Source organism: Bradyrhizobium sp. ORS 375, assembly GCF_000239775.1.
GTDB lineage: Bacteria > Pseudomonadota > Alphaproteobacteria > Rhizobiales > Xanthobacteraceae > Bradyrhizobium.
On sequence record NZ_CAFI01000409.1, the window covers coordinates 1 to 19,597 of the forward strand.

16 protein-coding genes and 1 pseudogene are annotated in these 19,597 nt (G+C 61.6%); 6 read left to right on the forward strand and 11 right to left on the reverse strand.

The genetic code is table 11. The features are described 5' to 3' along the window. The 3 genes from BRAO375_RS27150 to BRAO375_RS27160 form a co-directional block, all read left to right on the forward strand. Window positions 1–883 (forward strand): IS110 family RNA-guided transposase (locus BRAO375_RS27150; protein ID WP_035642522.1); only part of this gene is annotated, 883 nt, incomplete at its 5' end. An 858-nt stretch (window positions 884–1,741) separates the two neighbouring features. Next, window positions 1,742–2,449, forward strand: a complete 708-nt coding sequence (locus BRAO375_RS27155) for an alpha/beta hydrolase (protein ID WP_139031483.1) — start codon at window positions 1,742–1,744, stop codon at window positions 2,447–2,449. A 251-nt stretch (window positions 2,450–2,700) separates the two neighbouring features. Further along, window positions 2,701–6,246 (forward strand): TM0106 family RecB-like putative nuclease, encoded by a 3,546-nt coding sequence (locus tag BRAO375_RS27160; RefSeq protein WP_052536147.1) that lies wholly within the window; start codon window positions 2,701–2,703, stop codon window positions 6,244–6,246. Window positions 6,247–6,396: 150 nt separating this feature from the next. On the opposite strand, the gene BRAO375_RS27165 is transcribed toward BRAO375_RS27160, so the two are convergent. After that, on the reverse strand, window positions 6,397–6,798 hold the full coding sequence (locus BRAO375_RS27165) for a hypothetical protein (RefSeq protein WP_035642525.1): 402 nt from the start codon (window positions 6,796–6,798) through the stop codon (window positions 6,397–6,399). A gap of 328 nt (window positions 6,799–7,126) precedes the next feature. Between BRAO375_RS27165 and BRAO375_RS27170 the strand changes: the two genes are divergently transcribed. Next, complete coding sequence (locus BRAO375_RS27170; protein WP_035642527.1) at window positions 7,127–7,357, forward strand: helix-turn-helix domain-containing protein; 231 nt, start codon at window positions 7,127–7,129, stop codon at window positions 7,355–7,357. Between the two features lie 1,087 nt (window positions 7,358–8,444). On the opposite strand, the gene BRAO375_RS38215 is transcribed toward BRAO375_RS27170, so the two are convergent. The 5 genes from BRAO375_RS38215 to petA all read right to left on the reverse strand — a co-directional run bounded on the left by BRAO375_RS38215 (window position 8,445) and on the right by petA (window position 13,786). Continuing rightward, window positions 8,445–8,687, reverse strand: coding sequence for a hypothetical protein (locus tag BRAO375_RS38215; protein WP_175345371.1), 243 nt, complete (start codon window positions 8,685–8,687; stop codon window positions 8,445–8,447). A 158-nt stretch (window positions 8,688–8,845) separates the two neighbouring features. Then, window positions 8,846–9,079 carry a hypothetical protein gene (locus tag BRAO375_RS27175; RefSeq protein ID WP_009030640.1) on the reverse strand — a complete coding sequence of 78 codons (234 nt, stop codon included), beginning with the start codon at window positions 9,077–9,079 and terminating at the stop codon, window positions 8,846–8,848. A gap of 681 nt (window positions 9,080–9,760) precedes the next feature. Then, window positions 9,761–11,578, reverse strand: coding sequence for a chloride channel protein (locus BRAO375_RS27180; protein WP_009030641.1), 1,818 nt, complete (start codon window positions 11,576–11,578; stop codon window positions 9,761–9,763). A gap of 121 nt (window positions 11,579–11,699) precedes the next feature. Beyond that, on the reverse strand, window positions 11,700–12,896 hold the full coding sequence (locus tag BRAO375_RS27185; RefSeq protein WP_009030642.1) for an FAD-binding domain: 1,197 nt from the start codon (window positions 12,894–12,896) through the stop codon (window positions 11,700–11,702). A 239-nt stretch (window positions 12,897–13,135) separates the two neighbouring features. After that, on the reverse strand, window positions 13,136–13,786 hold the full coding sequence (gene petA, locus BRAO375_RS27190) for a ubiquinol-cytochrome c reductase iron-sulfur subunit (RefSeq protein WP_009030644.1): 651 nt from the start codon (window positions 13,784–13,786) through the stop codon (window positions 13,136–13,138). A gap of 231 nt (window positions 13,787–14,017) precedes the next feature. Here petA and BRAO375_RS27195 point away from each other — a divergent pair, with 231 nt between their 5' ends. Continuing rightward, window positions 14,018–15,535 carry a Do family serine endopeptidase gene (locus tag BRAO375_RS27195; protein ID WP_009030645.1) on the forward strand — a complete coding sequence of 506 codons (1,518 nt, stop codon included), beginning with the start codon at window positions 14,018–14,020 and terminating at the stop codon, window positions 15,533–15,535. 198 nt (window positions 15,536–15,733) lie between these two features. Continuing rightward, window positions 15,734–15,867, forward strand: a pseudogene (locus BRAO375_RS37680) (molybdopterin-dependent oxidoreductase); the annotation flags it as partial. Between the two features lie 137 nt (window positions 15,868–16,004). Here the strand turns inward: BRAO375_RS37680 and BRAO375_RS27205 are convergent. From BRAO375_RS27205 to BRAO375_RS27225, 5 genes are all read right to left on the reverse strand, one after another. Further along, window positions 16,005–16,298: a hypothetical protein gene (locus tag BRAO375_RS27205; RefSeq protein ID WP_009030647.1), complete on the reverse strand. Its 294-nt coding sequence runs from the start codon at window positions 16,296–16,298 to the stop codon at window positions 16,005–16,007. Window positions 16,299–16,303: 5 nt separating this feature from the next. After that, window positions 16,304–17,269 (reverse strand): cytochrome c oxidase assembly protein, encoded by a 966-nt coding sequence (locus tag BRAO375_RS27210; protein ID WP_009030648.1) that lies wholly within the window; start codon window positions 17,267–17,269, stop codon window positions 16,304–16,306. Further along, a complete protein-coding gene (locus BRAO375_RS27215; RefSeq protein ID WP_009030649.1) occupies window positions 17,260–17,700 on the reverse strand; it encodes an ABC transporter permease family protein in 441 nt (146 codons plus the stop codon). The genes BRAO375_RS27210 and BRAO375_RS27215 overlap by 10 nt, the downstream gene beginning before the upstream one ends. Continuing rightward, window positions 17,693–18,304 carry a cytochrome c oxidase subunit 3 gene (locus tag BRAO375_RS27220; RefSeq protein ID WP_009030650.1) on the reverse strand — a complete coding sequence of 204 codons (612 nt, stop codon included), beginning with the start codon at window positions 18,302–18,304 and terminating at the stop codon, window positions 17,693–17,695. The genes BRAO375_RS27215 and BRAO375_RS27220 overlap by 8 nt, the downstream gene beginning before the upstream one ends. A 1-nt stretch (window position 18,305) precedes the next feature. Next, the coding region (locus BRAO375_RS27225) for a cbb3-type cytochrome c oxidase subunit I (RefSeq protein ID WP_035642535.1) at window positions 18,306–19,597 on the reverse strand (1,292 nt) is incomplete at its 5' end.

Below are 19,597 nucleotides of genomic sequence, written 5' to 3' on the forward strand. Positions count from 1 at the left end.
GGTGTCTCTTGGCCTGCCCATGGTCCTATTGGAAACGCGGCAGGCCGCGGCTGCGTTGGAAGCCCAGCGCAACAAGACCGACAAAAATGACGCGCGAGGATTGGCGCACCTGGTGCGTGCGGGCTGGTATCGACCGGTTCATGTCAAGAGTCAGGAGAGCCACAAAATACGGCTTCTGCTGGGACACCGGCGGACGCTGAAACGCAAATTGCTCGACATAGAGAACGAGATCAGACAGTCCCTGAAGGTTTTCGGATTGATGGTCGGACCGCGGGTCCAGCGCGCGACATTTGTAGCGCGAGTGCACCAGTTGGTGGCTTGCGACCGGCTTATCTCCGGCGTGACGGACTGCATGTTGAGAGCGTGGGAAGCGCTGTGGGCTGAGTACAAAAAGCTGCATGATCTGCTGGTGCAGATGGTCGGCCGGGACGAGCTCTGCCGACGCTTTTGCGCCATTCCCGGCGTCGGTCCGGTGACGGCACTGACCTTCAAGGCGGCTATCGATGATCCGTACAGGTTCAGCAAGTCGAAGACCGTCGGCGCGCATTTTGGACTGACATCCCGGCGTATCCAGACGGGCACATCCATCGACATCGAAGGGCACATTTCGAAGTGCGGCGACGGGGAGGTGCGTACCGTGCTCTACGAGGCGGCAAGCGCGATGCTGGTGCGTTCCAAGCAATGGTGCGGCATCACGGCCTGGGGTGTCCGGATCGCAGCTAAGCGAGGCCACAAGCGCGCGGTGGTGGCCGTTGCGCGCAAGCTGGCAGTAATCATGCATCGCATGTGGATCGACGGATCTGCGTTCCGGTTCGCAGCCGAAGATGCAAGCACCGCTGAACCGAATTTTAGCAACCCGACGGCGCTCGCCGCCGCAATGTGAGAGCTCTGGCGAGCGCCGTCTGGCAGACTGCTCGACGACAGAAGAATGGCTGAGCTTCCGCTGATCGGCGGAAAGGCATTTGGTGGATCGAAGCGGATGTGGAGAGCACGCTATCTTGCCGGCGACGACAGCCCGATCGAGGCTGCGAGCGCGCGTGAGTGCCTGTGTTGCCCCGCGATCCTGACGACGACATGTGCGCCCGCATGGCGAGCGGGGCAGAGCACGGACTCCTGCATGGACCACCAGATGTCATCACCGCAAGATCACGACGAAAGCCGGACCATTGTCGTGTTGTCGACCGCTCGGGTGCAGCCGTATGGTATGAAGCAGAGGAGACGATCATGTCGAAGAAGAAGGCGGAGAGACGCCCGATTACTCCGGCAAGATAAAAGCGCCTCTCCGCGGCGTAGAATCGGCGGTCGTAAGTTCTTGTCTCGCTTTCTTACAGCGTGGCACCATTCCGAGAATGGTGGTGTTGTTAACAGAAGAAAGCGATGAGGATTCAAGCTCCCGAACGGCACTCGTAGTAGATTGGCGAAGTCGGGCGTATATTGGTGCAGATTGTTCATTGGAGCGCGAAACGGCCGCTCACATTTCACATAGATCGTTCATGGTTCGGATCTTCAGCGCAAGCGGCGGACGTTCAACGGCCGCGGCTCATTGACGTCTGCGGCGACCAAGCCGCCTCAAGGTATCACCAGCAATGAAACAAAAGGAGTCGGCCGGCCCATTTGCCTTCTGACGTAGCCGGCGCAACGGGGCCGCAGCGGATGCGAGCGGCCAGTGCGTCAAGCTTACTTTTTATGGTATGATCGGAACTTTCTGCGCGCCGAAAGCAATCCGCCGAGGTCTACGCCAATGGAATTTGTTCTTGTGCCAGGACCCATGGTTCGTGCGTCTAGCCTTGAGCCAACCGCGTGCCATTTAGAGGCATTGGGATATCGTATTCAGCTGCCCGATGTTCTGGCGCATCGGCATACGCCACCCGCCTGGAGGGAGTGGACCTCCCATTTGGCGGCCCTCGTGGACCTGAGTCCCAGGGCCGTCCTCGTTGGGCACAGCTCCGCTACCGCATTGGTCGCTGATCTGGCAGCGAGACGGCCGTGCCGCTGCTTGATCATGGTTGACGGAGAAGTGCCGCCGTCGAAGGGAGCGGCCGCCCCGATTAGACCGGCATTGCGTGAGTTCATCGAGAGGTTTGCAAGACCAGATGGGACGCTTCCGATCTGGTCCAGGTGGCAGGGGGATCAACGACGCGATGCTCTCCTTGGGCTCGATATCTTAGGGCGTGACCCCTCCGCGCTAGCTGCCTTCGAAAGCGACCTGCCTGAGTTTTCGATCAAATGGTTCGACGATATCATCGAGCTTTCCGAGTGGGACCACATCCCGGCGGGGTTCATTCAAACATCAGCAATCCACAATCATTCGGCTGCTGAAGCCCGGCATCGGGATTGGCCGGTCGTACGGCTGGACGGGACGCATCTTCACCCGACTCTCAGTCCGGCCGAAACTGCAGACGCCATCGTTGCCATGTCCAAGGCACTGGTTCAAAGCTTCGGTCCCTAGTGCAGTGTTGGGTGGTTCATCCGTCAGCCGGTCAGGGCGATTCTCCGGCATAGCAGGGGTCCTTCTGCGCCGGCCGATGCCAGCAATCCCGGCGGCGGCTCAATTTCGATTGGTCCGACGTCGGGCTGAGGCTGCGCAGAATATGCGGTGCTGTTGACGACTAGAAGGTGTCGAGAGCCGTGGGCTTGAGGTAAAGTCTGTCAGCGCCTTTGTAGTTTGATCGGCGCCCCTAACTGTGGCCGGGAGAGCCCATGGAAAAAACGCGGGACGCTCAAGGAACAGCACCGGCACAGAACGAGCTGGAGGGCCAGCTCTTCACCCCTAATCGGTCGGCAAATGGACGCCCCGGCCACGTCACTCCGACTCAACTCGCGGCCCATCTGGCTTGTCCCCACCTCACTCAACTCGAGCGCCAGAGGCGTGAGGGGCTCCTGTCTGTCGAGTATAGCCCCGACCCTCGCCTGGGGGCGCTGCGTGAGCGAGGCCGCCAGCACGAAGGGGCCTACGTCGAGCGGCTGCGGAGTGCTGGCCGCTCGATCTGCGACCTGCGTGACGAGCGCGATCCCAGGGCAACCCAGCGAGCGATGGAGGCCGGCTTCGACGCTATCGTGCAGGCGACATTAGCCAATGATGTCTTCAGCGGCATTGCGGACGTGTTGCTGCGCGTTAGCAGCACGACTTCGTCATTGCCCGGCTACGCTTACGAGCCGGCCGACACTAAACTTTCACTTCAGACCAAGCCAGGCACGATCCTCCAACTGTGCACTTACGCCGAATTGCTGAAGCCGATGCAGGGGGTGGAGCCCGAATCCATCCACGTCATCACGCCGGTTCAGCAGGAAACCTACCGCACTGCGCAGTTTGCGGCGTACTACCGTCTGGTACGTACCCGCCTGTTGACCGCAGTAAGCGCAGTTCCGGCGCCGAGCACGTATCCGCAACCTGTCGCTCACTGTGACGTCTGCACCTATTGGCGCTATTGCGACCAGCAGAGGCGCGCCGACGACCACCCTTCCTTGGTCGCAGGCATCAGCGGCGCTCAAGTGCGTGAGTTCCAGCAGCAGGGACTTCCAACGGTTACTGCCATTGCCCAAGGAGAGGGTCGGCTTCCTGACAAGCCCAAGCGAGGCGCTGAAGAAACCTACCGACGGCTCGGACAACAAGCCCGGTTGCAAGTGGCAAGCCGAGGTGCCGAGATGCCGCAGATCGAGGCGCTTGCGCTTGAGCCGGGCCGCGGGCTGGCAAGACTACCAGAGCCCTCTGCCGGCGATATTTTCCTCGACTTCGAGGGCGATCCATTCGTTGCCCCGCATGGCCTGGAATACCTCACCGGGGTGTGTTTCACCAATACGGCCGGAATCATCGAGTTCAACCGACAGTGGGCGCTACAGACGGGCGAGGAGAAGGCTGCTTTTGAGGCCTTCATCGACTTTGCGCTGGCTCGCGTGCAGGAGCACCCTGGGACCCATGTCTATCACTTCGGCGCTTACGAGCCCGCGGCCTTGAAAAGGCTCTCAGCCCGTCATGCGACCCGGGGATCTGAGCTGGACCAACTGCTACGCGGCCGGCGATTTGTGGACTTGCACGCCGTCGTGCGCGAGAGCTTTCGCATAGGCGTGGAGCGCTACGGTCTCAAGGAGCTGGAAGCCTTGCATGGCTTTCAGCGCCGGCTGGACCTTCGAGACGCCGGCATCGCACGGCGTAATCTCGAATTAGCGCTTGAACTGGGCAATATCGAAGTGCTCCCAGACGAAGTTCGTGACCGCGTCGCCGCGTACAACGCGGACGACTGCCTCTCGACGGAGAGCCTGCGTGGCTGGCTCGAGCGCCAGCGCGACGATTGTCTCGCGCGCGGCCAGTACATTGATCGGCCGGTGCCCGGTACGCTGGCGCCAAGTGAGGACGTCAGCGCCCGCGATCAGCGCATTTCGGCGATCAGGGACGTCTTGCGGCAGGGCTTGCCGGCGGACCTCGAAACCTGGACGGCGGACGAAAGGGCGCGGGCGCTCCTCGCTGCGATGCTCGGGTACTACCGTCAGGAAGAAAAGAACGCCTGGTGGGAGTTCTTTCGGCTTCGCGATCTGCCTGACGATGAACACCTCGACGAGCGCCATATGCTCGCCGGGCTCGAGTTCGTCGAACGTCTTCCGAAAAAAGGGCGCGAGCGGAATGCGCGATGCCGTTTCCGTTTCCCCATTCAGGAAACAGCTGTCGAGCCCGGAGACAACGTCGTATGGCCGCTCCCAGCAGAGCCGGGCCAGGAACCCGAAACAATCAGGGCTGCGGTCGAAGCGATTGATCTTGATGACCGGACCGTCGTGCTGAGCATCAGCGAAAAGGCCATGCGGTCCCTCCCTATTTCGGTTTTCAAGGATCCGGTGGTCGGTGCCAAGGCGCTCGAGGAAGCCGTGCTTGCCTTCGCCGAGCATGTCTGCAAAAGCGGGTTCGATCACGACAGCCCCTACGCCGCTGCTGGTGAACTCTTGCGAGCTCGTCCGCCGCGCCGGTTCGCTGGCGTCGGCTACGAGCTCTGTGGTGCCGCGGAAGAGGCTGGTCAGGCGCTGGTGCGCCTGTGTAACGAAATCGATGGTGGCGTGCTGCCCGTCCAGGGGCCGCCAGGAGCCGGCAAGACGACGCAAGGTGCCAATGCCATCCTGGCGCTTGCCGCGGCGGGCAAGACGATAGGTATTACAGCGGTCAGCCACAAAGTCATTGACAACCTGTTGGTTGCCGTGGGCGAAGCTAACCGCGGATCGCACAGCCTCCAAAATCTGCACTTGGTGCACAAGGATGATGAGCACGACGGTGTGGATGGCATTGAATTTGCCAAGTCGTCAGGTGAGGCGCTCGATCGGATTGCCCCCGGCACCATCGTCGGCGGCACCGCTTGGCTGTGGGCGCATCCTGATGCTATAGACCGCCTGGACGTGCTGGTCATCGACGAGGCTGGACAGATGGCTCTGGCACAGGCGCTCGCGGCCGCGCGCGCCGCCCGCAATGTGTTGCTACTCGGTGACCCGCAGCAGCTTGAACAGCCCACGCGGGGCGCCCACGAAGACGGCGCGGACGTTGCTGCACTTGTGCACCTGCTTGGTCCCGGGCAGGCGACCCTGCGCCCCGACCAAGGTCTGTTCCTCGACCGCACTTACCGGCTGCACCCCGCCATTTGCGCGTTCACGTCGGAGGCCTATTACGAAGGGCGGCTGCAGTCTAATCGCGGTTTAGAGCGCCAACGTATCGATGGCGCCACGCTGTTGGCCGGTGCAGGGCTGTTCCTGGTGGAGGTGGCCCATCAAGGCAACCAAGCCCAATCCCTCGAAGAGGTTGAGGCTGTCGTTGCGATCGCTCGTTCGTTGCTTCAACCCGGCAACACGTGGACAAACGCCGATGGGGAAGGCCGCTTTTTGAAGCCGGAGGACATCCTAGTCGTCGCTCCCTACAATTCTCAAGTAAGTGCGCTCAGGCGTGCACTAGCTGGCCTTGATGTAGTTCGCGTGGGGACTGTCGACAAATTTCAAGGCCAGCAGGCGCCAGTAGTGATTTATTCGTGCGCAAGTTCTTCACCTGAGGACGCGCCGCGGGGGATGGCGTTCCTCTATGATCCGCATCGGTTCAATGTGGCAACCAGCCGGGCGCGCGGCATAGTCATTGTTGTTGCAAATCCACGTCTCTTCGAACCCGATTGCCGCACGCTCGAGCAGATGGCCTGGGCGAGCGGGTTCTGCCGGTTTGGGGAGTTGGCAACGAAGATCACGCTACCCGAAATCGGAGGCGGTGGTCGTCTTCAAGGCGATTAGCGGAATAGAGATTGTCTCAGGGCAGGGCCGACCGGCGGGGAGCAACGTCAGTCGAGCCGCCGCCGACGACTCAGCCCTCCTCATAAACAACTAGCCGCCTTGCGGATGTTCGCTATGCCGCGGCTAGCCAAAGACGAGCAGAAGGCGACGCTATTCGCCGAAGTTCGGCTGGCGAAGGTCTACGGGCACGTGCGCAATCTTACAGATCTCCTCAACGAGGAGACGTACCGCTCGCCCTTGCCAATCAATTTGATCGATCGGAGATTCCCAATACTCTGATAGGACGTAGGCCAAATGGCGCGCCTTTATGCTCAGGCCTTTCAAAGTGCTGGCGGGCGTTTCCATGATCGCTCGTTCGACGGGATCAAGGCGGGCCAGCAACGCCTCGTCATGTGCGGTAACGTCCTCGTCAGTTCGCTTCGACAGGTCGGAAACGCTGCGATCGAGTTCTGCCGCCAGCGCAATAAGCTGTTCCTCAAGAGCCCTGAGACTAGCATCAGGGTCCGACGAAGTTCCAGAATCAAGACTGTTAAACGATGTTCGCGTGTCCATTTGAGCTCCGGAAAAGTCGCGGGCGGCGCACGCCCTCACAGTCGTGTATCGCCCTAGCCGTTGGGCCCTTGCGATTCCGATGGTGGCTAATATTCGCTCAGGCTGCTGTTGCCTGCTGCTGTTGGGCCGTTGTGCCGACCCCCGGTCTCCTCGTGAGCCTAGCGCTTTTTGAGCTTCGCGCCTCTGCATCATCGCTCTGTCTCCGAGCTCAAAGGGGGCATGCGGTCCATCGGGATCCGCCCCACCACTCCAAAAGAGGCGGCGGTATTTTCGTATTATAGGTTATAACCTATAGAATTTCCAGCCCCGCTTTGGTCCTACCGTCCAGATGAACTGGTCGGACCCAAAGGCGGCGCGCGGCGTTCTCGGCGAGAATGTTAGGCGGCTTCGCAAAGCAAAACGGTTTAGCCAAGAACGCTTGGCAGAGCTGACCGAGCTCGACCAGCCGCACATCAGCGAAATTGAGGCAGGGCTGATTAATCTCACCCTCGATAACGTCCAGGCGTTGGCCGTAGCGCTGGGCGTTGAGCCCGCCGATCTGCTGAAGCCGCCTTCCTAAACGAGAACGTTTGGAATTGCGGTGGACGAGCCGGCTAGGCAGCAAGTGGATCCCTCTCCAAGCAGTACACGCGTCGTAGTTTGAGGCTTGTCCGGCCACTGACGCCGCTATTCGTCTGCCCGCTCATCTTCTACGCACGGGCCTCGTCCCGGCTGCCTTCAATGCGGCTGCCGCCGTTCGTATCCCTCGGTTGGTCGTTGACAGCCCAATCGCATATCCGTCGAGGCGAAGGGTGTGCTCGGCTATCTGCTGTCGCGTCCCCATAAATGGCACGTCCGCCTGGATCACATCGGGCGGACCCTGGTTGTCGGCCGCAAGAAGCTGCAGCGCATCTTTCGAGAGTTAATCGCCGCCGGCTATGTCGCCCGCGAAGCGCGACGATTCGTCGACGGACAGAGGCGCCGGAAGGGCTCAAGAGCCATGGATCCGAGAGGAGGGCTGAGGACATAGCAGTCAGGTGAGATCCGCTGCGGGGCAGGCTGCCTGAGCCTGGCCGGATGTTGCGTCACAGCGGGTGAGGTCGCCGAGCGCATCTGTTTGTCAATCGCCTAGATAGTCGGTGCGGCTCAGTGGCGGAACTCGGAGCGGAGAAACCGACAAACGCCTGTAACCGTATTTTTTCACTCTTCCCCGTGAGAGATCTCTCTGATTGGGCCTGTATCGTCGCGTCGGAAAGCCGAACGCGGCCGTCCAGAGGAAGAATTGGGGCGCGTGAGGCGCCCGGTATAGGGAACATATTGCGAGGCACAATCGAGCGCGATAGGCGGTCTACGCTATCCAAGCTGCGCTAATGCAGCCAATCAAAAATCACGATGAGTATTCGCGCTCCTCGAAGCTCGAACACTGTCCGCGATCTGCAGATCAGCCAACATGAGCTTTTGAGAAAAAGCTCAAGGAAGCTGTCGCCGCCCGGCTAAAGACATGGGCTATAACAAATCTATCAAGTTTAGCTTAGCGGACCATCTTCTATCGAAGGCTTCAACCAGCGCTTCTTGAAGGCAGAGAAGGGAGCGGCCGCACTGCCTCGCTTTGTTATTTTGACAATTCGGAGAGCAATGGCGAGGAGGGGGAGGCGGCCAGTTCGCTGCTACCCCATCGCGTAGACGATCTCCTTCGATACTGCGTCGATCTCTCTGAGGATTGCGTCCACAAGCGTCCAATCAGCGGCCGCAAGGATGTCGTCGAGTTGATAGGGATGAATGTCCGGCGCATTTTTGCAATATCGTTTTGCTGTCATTGTGTTGTGGCGAACACTCTCTCCGGCATTTGCAAGATTTTCTACGCCAAACTGCACTATGGGAATTCGATAGGCGACGTCCGCTTGTCGCATGACGGTGAGGTCTTGGCTGAATGGCACGGTGTCGATGGAGCGACAGCCGGCAGGGTGTCATTTTCAGGTGCCCTTCGGGGGCCTGCGCGGTCCTTAGCTCTCTGTTTCCACGCCGGGGATGACAGTCTTCGCGATATTTCGCGCGCAACGACAAATCTTCAGACGTCCAGTACTTCCTGGACGGCCTCAAATATGTCTTCTGCGGTCCCTTCGATCTTGCAGTCGGCCCAGGCTTGGTAGGCCTTGGCATAAACCAACTTTTCGGCACCTGGATCGATTGTTGAGACCATCTCATCTCTGGATACGTCCAGAGAGAGGGCTTTCACCTCCATGGCGATCGCGGTGATGAACCTGACGCGGCTTTCGTGCTCGTCGAAGACATTCGCGGTCATGAGCGCTTCTCCGTATCGTGATCGGCTCGGTGGCTCCTGCGCATGCTGCGCGCCGAAGTGATCGGCTCCAGCACAGTTTTGTGGCGTTGTGAGCTACGACCGCGGCCCTTGCGGGTGGTCCTTTGGCCGCTCGCTCTTGCATGCGAGACAGACCGAACGTGCAACCTGAGTTCCGTCGATGGCTAAACGTTCATGGACGTGAGGGGTCTTCATCGAACAGAATTCGCAATATGCCTGTGGCAATCGCAGCGCGGTTCCTCTTGAAGAGTCCACGAATCATCCCCCGTCCCAACAACATATCTTTCCTTACGCCGGGGCGGTTTTGAAGATATTCAACACCAGGAACCGTACGTTATCGTACTCACGTTCTATGTGGCGGTCTTCAGCGACGCAAAGCATGGAGGCTGTCGATGATCGCGGCGGCCTAGCTTCCTATTGCTTGCGGAAATGAGGCGCATCCGAGACTGTTCGGATATGATGGAGGTTTCGAATTCAGCAGAGCCGCAGTGGGAATCAGCGGGCCGCACATAGGCCTCTGCAAGCGCAGATGCGCTCCTTTGGACTGACCTACAACCGATACCGGCGTCCCGCCAGCTCAGAACGGCATGAATGAACGGTAGATGTTTGTCGACCTCGAATGGGGCGTTGCAGTGGTCGCCGTGCATCAGATCCTCGCGCGGATCAGTCCTCGTAGCTGTCGATGACGGCGTCAGCGATCGTACGCTTGGTCACGATGCCGACGATGTCGTTCACCCGCGGACGGCCCCCTCCCTGGAAGACGATCGCGGCACCGGCGCCGTGGCGCTTAAGTCTCGCAAACACCAGGCTCAAGAGATCCTGATCGCGACAGATGACGATCCGCCGCTCCGCAAAGGTTTCGACAAACAGGTCAGGGTTGATCTGAGATTCCATCCATAGACCCGAACGAGGCGGAATAAGCCCCACGATCCTGCCGTCCCGCTCCACGACGATCGCTCGTGCGTCATCGGTATCTTCCGCCGGCAAGGCCTGCTTCAGCGTCGTGCCGGCTCTCGCGACGATGAAGCGACGCTCCATGATATCCTGCGCCTGCCTGACCAGGTAAAGATTGATATGCCGCTCCTTGGGAATGCGGTGGCCGCGATGACGCAGCTTGACCGTGTAGATCGTCTCATTGATGAGCGCGCGCCTTACGCCCGCGGCAAGCGCCACCGCGACGATCACCGGCACGATGATCGCGTAGTCACGCGTCATCTCGAACACCATGACGATGGCCGTCATCACGCCGCCCGTCCCCGCGCCGACGATGGCCGCCATTCCAACGATTGCGGCCGAGGAGGGCGTCAGCCCGGAATCAGGCAAGATCGAACTGGTCGCGGCGGCAAATGCCGCACCAAGAGTGGCGCCAAGATATAGCGAGGGAGAGAAGATCCCCCCTGAGGCCCCGCAGCCCAGGCTGACGGTCGTGGCGAGCAGCTTCAGCACGAATAGCAGGGCAAGAAGACCCGTAGCGGTCATCTTGTGGTCCAGGATGTCCTGAATGACCGAATAGCCAACCCCATCGACATAGGAATGGCCGAACGTGCGACTCAGTCCCACCATCATGAGGCCGATCACGGCCATGCCCACGATGTTCTGGACGTACTCGTTTCCAGACAGCTTCGGAAATCCATCCTCCATGAACACGAGCAGCCGAATGAACGACCAGGCTGCCGCGCCGCACAGCACTCCGAGCAGGACAAATGCAATCGCCTCCTGCGGATTGAACGACGCGACCATGGGAAATCGAACGTCCAGCACCGAAAAAGCAGGGTCCGGGCCGATCAGAATTCGCCCGATCGTCGTCGCCCCGCCAGTCGCCACGACGACGGGAAGGAAGGTGCGGTTCGAGACTTCCGGCAGGAGAATTTCGAGAGCGAACAGCACGCCGCCAAGCGGTGTGTTGAACGTTGCGGCGATACCTGCGCCGGCGCCGGCGGACAACAGCGTTATCTTCTGCCGCGTGGACAGCCCGATGAATTGAGAGAAGGCCGAACCAAGTGCCGACCCGATCTGGATGATCGGCCCCTCGCGCCCGACGGCGGCGCCGCTACCGATCGAGATTGCGGAGGCCAGCGCCTTGATCACCGCGACCGTGCCGCGGATATTGCCGCGCTTGTAGAAGATCGCATCCATCACTTCGGGTACGCCGTGGCCCTTTGCTTCGGGAGCAAAGCGCCTGACGAGAAAAACGACAATGAGGCCCCCGACAATCGGAGAAAACAGAAGAAAGTCGCCAAGGCGGCTGGGACCCTCGCTGATATTGGCGTCGTAAACAAAACTCAATCTGCCATTATACGACACATTGTGCACAAGGCCGATCAGAGCGCGGAACACGACGGCGCCCAGTCCAGTCATCACCCCGATAACCAGGGCGAGGCCACAAAGAACGAGCAGACTTACCCGCCGCTCCTCGATCAGCGATTTGCGGCTGCCGGCTGCGATCGCTTTGATATTGTCGGAACTCAGTTGTTTAGGCATCCGGATCACAAGGAATGGATCAAGGTGAGGGATAGCAAGTGACAGAGCCGATCGGTGAGAAATGCCTTCCGCATTGCGTCCACGGGGACTTGGATGGTTTGACGCAGAGTAGGGGCAGACGCTAGACGATTGTCCCCCTGCTGATTGATGGCAAGCCGTACTGCGGAATTTGAATGGAATCGACGATATCCCGCCCGATGACGAGCCTGGCTAGCCCCGGAAGAGCAAAGGCCTTGACCACCAGGTTGCGGAATCGCAGTCCGAACTCTGTCTTCGGTGCGAAAGCTCCGGCGAAGCGCTCAGCCCCGCGCTGCTTGGCCTTGATGTAGCTTCGCAACAACGTTTCGTATCGCCGGAACGCGAGTTGATACTGTCCGTGCGCAGATGCGAGTTCACCGGCGAGGACATACGCCGAGATCATTGCCAGCGCCGAGCCCTGCCCAGCCAGCAGCGAGACGCAGAAGGCAGCGTCCCCCACAAGCGCAATGCGACCTCGTGACCAGTGTTGCATTCGGATCTGACTGACGCTGTCGAAATAGAGTGACTCAGCTTGCTCGAGTGCGGCCAGAATTTGGCAGCACTCCCAACCATCGTGCCGGTAGAGGTCGGCGAGGAACGCTTTTCTTGCATCCGTCGTGGCGGGCAGCTCCTCTCGTGTTGAAAGGAAGACAAACAGGAACAGTGTGCGATCGTCGCGCAATGTGAAGCGACCGAGCATCCGGCCCGGTCGTCCGTACATCAGGTAGATATCCTCGTCGCGAGGGCGATAGCCGCGCGCCTCAAACGCCGCGACGTCATAGCCGAGGTGCTTTTCGAACCTCGATTGCGGTCCGAAAACGAGCGCGCGCGTACGCGAATGCAAGCCGTCGGCTCCGATCACGAGATCGAATTGTCGTCCACGTCCGCGCTCGAACTGGACCCGGACGCAATTCGTCTGCTCGTCCAAGGCGGCGATCGTATCATCGAAGATGCTCTCGACCTGTCCCCGTGTCCTTTCAAACAGCAGCCGGGAAAGGTCGCTTCGTTGGAGAGTCACATAGCGCCCGGCCGTCAATTCCGAGAATATCTCTGCGCCGAAGCCGGCGACGGACTGGCCCGCGCGATCTACGATGCGCATCTCCCGCATGTGATAACCGGCACGATTGATTTCGCCGAGCAGACCCATGCGCTCCGCGAGATCATAGCCAAGCCCCCAAAAGTCGATGACGTAGCCGCCTTGACGCAAGGCCGGGGCGCGCTCAACGAGCGTCGGCTCGAAATCGGCCGCTTTCAACCAATACGCAAGCGCGGGACCCGCGATCCCTGCGCCGGAGATCAAGACAGTTCTCATGAGCCGGAACCAGCATCGCCGATCGGTCGTCCAGTTTCATCTTACTAACGCACGGACAGACGTCACGAGCTGTCAGGAACAGCGTTTATGGGATGCAAAGTGAAATAGTCGGTACGTTATCGTACGCGGCGTAGCGGGGTTGCTCTGAATGCGGTACTCGTACCAAGCTGCCTGCCTGGAGTCGTCGCTAGCAAAGCGGAGTTTGATAAGAACATCGGTGCCAGCAGTCAAATCTGCATAATTGACGCGAAGTCCCAATCCGCGTCAGGCGGGTTCTCGCCAATCCGGACTATGGTATCGTTGATCAAGCGATACGGCGGCACGGGAAGATTGTAGGGGGCTGGGACGCCGGCAAAGACGCGTCCCGCGAGGTCATATTTCGAACCATGACACGGACAGAAATATCCGCCGCGCCATCCCGCCGCCGGCATCTCGGCGTTCGGGTCGGGATAGAAGAGCGGAATGCAGCCGAGATGCGTGCAGATCCCGACGAGAACCCCGTAGGCGGGGTCGATCGAACGATGCCAATTCGTAGCGTAAGGCGGCTGCTGTACGGAGGTTGATTGCGGATCCGAGAGACGCGAGACAAAGCTCGCGTCCTGCAGTGTCTTCAGCGCCGCGGGCGGACGGTTGACAATGAAGACGGGCCGGGAGCGCCAGCGCACAACTGCCTGCTGCCCGGGCTGCAGCTTGGATGCGTCGAACTCGACCGGACCGCCGGCGGCGAGCGTCCTGGCATCCGGCTCCATCTGGCCGACCATCGGGACCAGCGACGCTGTCGCGCCGATGCCGGCGAATGCCGCTGTGACGACGTAGAGAAAGTCGCGACGCGTCGGTGATGCTGCCGCGTCTGAATTTGATGGTGAGTCGTCGGCCATGGAATCGCTCCACACGTTGTGTCGGAGCCCTGGAGGCCGAACGCGGCAATGTGCCGACCGTGCGATGGCGAGCCGCTCATTTTTTCGTGCGCCCGCGCGCCGACGCTTGCCTTACTACGAATTCATCTCACCGACAGGACAAATTAATCCGGCGGAGAGGATGCAGTAATCCGATGATCGTTAGTCCTTCGTGCAACGCCGCGAGGCGCAACATCTCGAAGGAGACATTCCATGTCGGACAGCTGTCAACAACCCCGCCGCAGGATCTGGGCTGCGCGGCGTCTCACCCTGCTGGGATCGGTCGCCGTGATCGGCTCGGTGCTCGCCCTGTCGGGACCGCTCGGCTACGGGCGCCTGATCGATCAGGCCTGGGCGGCCGGTCCGGTCCAGGCCCAGCAGGGCCCGACCGGCTTCGCCGATCTGGTCGCGAAGGTCAGGCCGGCCGTAATCTCCGTTCGCGTCAGCGTCGACGAAGCCGACGAGACCGCCGCCGCGCCGGGGCCGAACGGCGAGCCGGCGATGCCGGGATCGCCGTTCGAGAAGTTCTTCCGCCAATACGGCGACGAGGGCGCGCAGGGCGAGATGCCTCGGCATCGGCTGATGACCGGGGTCGGCTCCGGCTTCTTCATTTCGGCCGACGGCTATGCGGTGACCAACAATCATGTCGTCGACCACGCCAGGTCGGTTCAGGTGACCACCGACGACGGCAAGACCTATACCGCCAAGGTTATCGGGACGGATCCGAAGACCGATGTCGCGCTGATCAAGGTCGAGGGCAATTCGGACTTCGCCTATGTCAACCTGGACAGCAGGACGCCGCGCGTCGGCGACTGGGTCGTGGCGGTCGGCAACCCCTACGGCCTCGGCGGCACCGTCACGGCGGGCATCGTCTCGGCGGAGGGCCGTGAGCTCAGCTCCAACCCCTATGACAATTACATCCAGATCGATGCGCCGATCAACAAGGGCAATTCGGGCGGCCCCACCTTCGATACCAATGGCAATGTCATCGGTATCAACACCGCGATCTATTCGCCCTCCGGCGGCTCGGTCGGCATCGGCTTTGATATTCCCGCGCCGACGGTGAAGATGATCGTTGCCCAGCTCAAGGACAAGGGCGTGGTGACGCGCGGCTGGCTCGGCGTGCAGGTGCAGCCGGTGACGGCGGGCATCGCCGAAAGCCTCGGCATGAAAACCGCCGCGGGCGCGCTGGTCGACGAGGCGAAGCCGGATACGCCGGCGGCGAAAGCCGGGATTCAGCCGGGCGACATCATCACGGCGGTCGACGGTGACGCCGTCAAGAATTCGCGCGCCCTGGCAAGCCAGATCGCGGCGATGGCCCCTGGAAGCGAGGCGAAGCTCGACATCTTGCGCAAGGGTGAGGCCAAGACCATCACCGTGACGCTCGCGAACATGCCGAACCAGCCGGAGAAGCAAGCCCGTGTCGACGATCACGACAACGCCCCGACACGCGGCGTGCCGCATCTCGGCCTGTCGGTCGCGCCGGCGGACGACGTCGCCGGCGCCGGAAGCAACGGTCTCGTGGTCACGTCGGTGGATCCCGACGGGCCGGCTGCCGAGCACGGCGTGCAGTCGGGCGACGTGATTCTCGACGTTGGCGGCAAGAGCGTCGGCAACGCCGCCGATTTGCGCAACGCGTTGTCGGCAGCGAGATCGGCCGGCAAGCGCGACGTGCTGATGCGGCTCAGGTCCGCCGACAATACCCGCTTCGTCGCGGTACCGGTCGGCTGAGGCGAGGATGGGGAGCCTGCCGCGGCGTTCTCCCGATCGTCGCGGCGGGCCTCCAGTTGAGCGGCATGGACGACCGCCAGTTGGCGGCGGCCCACGCGTCTATTCGAAGCGTCGGATGCTGAAGTAGCAATCCGGTGCCGCGCACGGCGTCTCACTCTTCGGGATGCCACACAATCTTCGCTAACCAGAATCATGACCGGCCTTGATCCTGGAGCTAAGTGTGTCGCTGCAGAGAGCGCCGGCGCGGCCGCGCTGACCCGCAGCATTCCGCTCGAGAAGTGCCTCGACGACGGGATCCTGGCTACAGCCAGAACGGAGAACCGCTGCTGCCTTCTCTTCGCCACCGATCAGAGCACAATCGTGGATTTAGCCTGCCACCGCAATATCAACTCACCCGTCGCCGGCATCAAACTGTGAGAAGGTGAGAACCGTTCCGTCAGCATCCGGTTGTCCAAGCGAGAGCCATGCGTCAAGCGGCCGGCGCCTCCTCAATTGCTGGCTCATTCCGGCTTGAAGAATTTGCCGGGAGTTGACGCGACAGCTGCCGCCAGCGCTGCGCGTTCGGGCAGGCGAGCCCAGCCCCCATCAACAGCAGGCCGACGCCCATCGGCATGAAGGTCACGAGCTGCAGTGCGACGGCCCAGATCAGCGACCAGCCGAGCGTGAACAGCGCCTGACCAGCATAGAGCGCGTGCGTCGGCGTGAACTCATAGGCTCGCACCCAGCGCGTCGCAGCCACAGTGATTTGAAATGCCTTGGACATGCAGCTCAGCCTGGTCTGACGTGTTGCAGGGAGGCCGCTGCGCGGCGCTGATCTCGCGAGGCGCGTGCCTCGGCCTCGTCGAGCCAACCGAGAAAGACCAGTGCTGCCGCCAGCACATAGGCGCTGCCAGCGGGGATCCACATGATCAGCCCGGCGAGTTCCTGGTCCTGCATCGGGCTGAGGCCCCATTTCATGACGCCGTCGGCATGACCCGGGTAGAGCGGTCTTGGCGCGAAGATCATCAACGCGCCGGGAAGACCGCTGAGGACAGCAGTGGCGACGATCATCAGCAGCGCCGGACCGTGGGCGAGCCGGCGACGATGGCCTGCCGCCGGCAGCACCACCGACCAGAACATCAGCGCGCTGAGGAAGAAGCTGAGATGCTCCAGGATGTGAAGGCCGTTGTTCTGGAGCGCCCATTGATACGGACCCGGTGCGTGCCAGAACACAAAGCTGCCGTTGAACAGGATGAAGACCGGCAGTGGATGCATCAGGATATCTGTGGCGCGGTGAAGCCGCGCCCCGCGCCACAGCCGAACGAGGCACTTGCGCCCCGGGGCTGGAAAGGCGCGCAGGAAGATGCCAAGGCAATCGCTCGTGACCAGCAGCGGCGGCGCCGCTAGCATCAGCAGGAGATGCTGCACCATATGCGCCGAGAACAGGTCTTCGCTCAGCCGATCGAGCGGGGATTCCAGCGCAAGCACCAGGACGAGCATGCCCGCGACGAACGCGATCGTGCGTCCGGTTGAGACCAGCTCGGTCCTGCGCTCACGGATCGCCCGTTGGAGACCGAGCGCATACCAGCCGGTGGCCATTGCCAGCGGGACAACGGTCGATGCCTCGAGCGACCCGCCCTGGCCGAACACGGTCTCGGCAGAGCCTGTCGCGGCGCCGGCGCCGTGGGCGGCCGCGGGGCCGGTCAGGGTGCAAAGCACCAATGGCAGCAGCGGGCGGACGAGGCTCAGCTGCATGATTTCAGGATCCACAGGCTCGCCGAGTCAGAGCCGACGGCGATGAAGAACAGTGCGCTGATCAGCAGCCCCCACGCGGCCAGGAAGCGCGTACGCCCTTCGCCGGCTTCGATCATCTGCGAACGGTGCTCTGCCATCTCCTGCCGGCTCGCCCGCCAGGCGCTGTAGGCAACAAAGGCCGAGGCGGCCGAGACGACCAGGCTGAAGGCATCGATTGCGATCAGGCCTCCCCACAGCAGATCCGGCCGGACCGGCGATTTCGGCACGTCGATCGGATAGCACGCGTGACTCGCCAGCGCGTAGTTCGATATGAGATGCAGCGACCAGCCGATCGGTGGCGCGAACAGCGCGGCAAGCAACCCGACCATCCCGAAGCGGTGGCGATGCGGCGCGGGGTGTCCGCGGAGGTCGGCAGTTTCGATATCAGCCATGGCGCAAGCCCAGATACGGCGTGATGTAGAGGCTGAAGAACACCGTCAGCCAGACGGCATCGACGAAGTGCCAATAGATCGCGCCGATCGAGATCGGCGCCTCGCGGCCGGGGCCGAAATAACCGAGGATCGACCAGATCGTCAGCGGAAACAGCATGAGCAGACCGAGCACGACATGGCCCATGTGGAAGCCGGTGATGACGAAGAACAGCGAGCCATACGGGCCGGAATTGTAGGAGAAGGACTTGGACTTCCATTCCATCACCTGGATGACGACGAAAATCACTCCAAGCACAAAGCCGAGACCGAGGCCTGCGGCCTGCTTCAGGCGCGAACCCTGGCGGCCGCCGCGCTCGCCATACCACACGGCGACGCTGCTGATGAGTAGGATCGCGGTATTGGGGCCGGCGAGCTTGAAGGTGGGCATTTCAGCCGGCCACATCTCACCGCGGGGCTGGATCGTAAAATAGAAGTAGCTGAACAGCAGATAGGCGAAGAGGGAAGCTTCGGTGATGATACCGGCGATGATGCCCCACCAGCCGACGGTCCGCGGGGTCACGCCGCCGATGGGAAGCTCGCTGCGCGGGACTGCGACGATCGTCATCTCACAGCCTCCGCTCGGCGAGCTGCGCTCGCGGCCACAGCCAGATCAGCTGAAACACCAGACCGACCAGGAACGAGGCAATGACCAGCCACCACAGCTTGACGATCAGCCCCGCGAACAGGATGGTCAGCGAAAGCGCCAGCAGCAGCGGCATCAGCGAATCCTCGGGCATGCGCAGGATTGCTTCGGGCTGGCCGTCGAGGGTCGAGGTCGCCAGCGCCTCTTTGCCGTGGTCGAGCGGCAGGCCCTTGCCGAGATCCGAGCGGAACGGTGATTCCTCGAGCCGGCTCTCCCACAGCGGCTCGCGGGTCGCGAGCGCCAGCAGAACGACGTAATTGTAGGGTGGCGGCGGCGACGGGGTCGTCCACTCCAGGGTCGCTGCGTCCCAGGGATTGGGTCCGGCGGCCGCACCATGCCGCAGGCTGCGCACGATGTTGATCAGGAAGAGCAGGAAGCCGAAGGCGAAGACGTAAGCGCCGATCGTCGTGATCAGGTTGAGCCAGTCCAGGCCCATGCCTTCGGGGAAGGTGTAGATGCGCCGGGGCATGCCGAGCAGGCCCGAGATGTGCATCGGAAAGAAGCCAACGTTGAAGCCGATGAACATCAGCCAGAAATTCCAGCGACCGAGCCTTTCGTCGAGTAGCTTCCCCGTGGCCTTGGGAAACCAGAAATAGCTCGCGCCCATCACGGCGAACAGATTCCAGCCAATGAGCACGTAGTGGATGTGGGCCACGACGAAATAGGTGTCCGTGAGCTGCCAGTCGACCGGCACCGAGCCCGTCATGAATCCGGAGACCCCACCGATCACGAACACGACGATGAAGCCGGCGAAGAAGTGGAACGCCGTGTTGAAGGTCGGCCGTCCGGTCCAGATCGTGGCGAGCCAGGCGAAGGCCGAGACCGCGCTCGGGATTACGATGATGATCGACACGGCACTGAAGAAGGCGAGCGCCAAGCCGGGGAGGCCGGTCGCGAACATGTGGTGCAGCCAGACGCCGAAGCCTAGAACCATCGTGAGCACGGTCGCGAGCGCGACAGCCGTGTAGCCGACCAGCGGGCGCCGGCAGAGGACAGGCAGCGCATCCGACACCATGCTGATCGCCGGCAGCACGATCACGTAGACCCAGGGGTGGCCCCACATCCAGAACAGATGCTGCCAAAGCAGCGGTTGGCCGGTCGGCTGCTGATAGAAATGCGTGCCGAACTGGCGGTCCATCCACAGGAAGAAGAACGCGAGCGTCACGCTCGGCATCGCAAAGAGATTGCCGACCGAAATCGTCAACGTTCCCCAGC